Here is a 378-nt window from a genome sequence, read left to right as displayed (position 1 = left end):
CGCAGGCAGGACGAGTGGTGGACGGGGCGGTGCTGGCGGCCCGGATGCGGGAGCGGCTCGGGGCCTGGTCGACGCCGGATGCGGGCGGCCCGGTGCGGTGGACGGTGATGGCACAGGCGGTGGGCGGCGCGCCGATGACCCACCGCTCCGTCGGGCGGCGGCGGTTGCTGACGGGCACCGCGCCGCTGCGGGCGGGCCGGAACGAACGTACCGCCGTGCTGGACACCACCGACCTGGGCTGGGTCCAGCTCACCCCCCTCGGCGCCGGCGACTGCCTGGTGCAGGCCATGGTGCCCGGCCCCGCCGCGGACCCTGCCGGGCTACTGACCCGACTGCTCGCCGAGTCCGCGCCGGGCGACGTACTGCGCCATCCGCCGG

Annotated in this window: 1 protein-coding gene; it reads left to right on the top strand. The window is 78.0% G+C overall.

Annotated elements, in window-relative coordinates:
- On the top strand, positions 1-378 hold a 378-nt coding region (locus TN53_RS42885; RefSeq protein WP_159038304.1), incomplete at both ends, for a hypothetical protein.

The organism is Streptomyces sp. WM6386 (assembly GCF_000972385.1).
In the GTDB taxonomy this organism is placed as follows: Bacteria; Actinomycetota; Actinomycetes; order Streptomycetales; family Streptomycetaceae; genus Streptomyces.
Note: the sequence above shows the minus strand (reverse complement) of the source record. Positions and strands in the feature narration are given on the sequence as shown.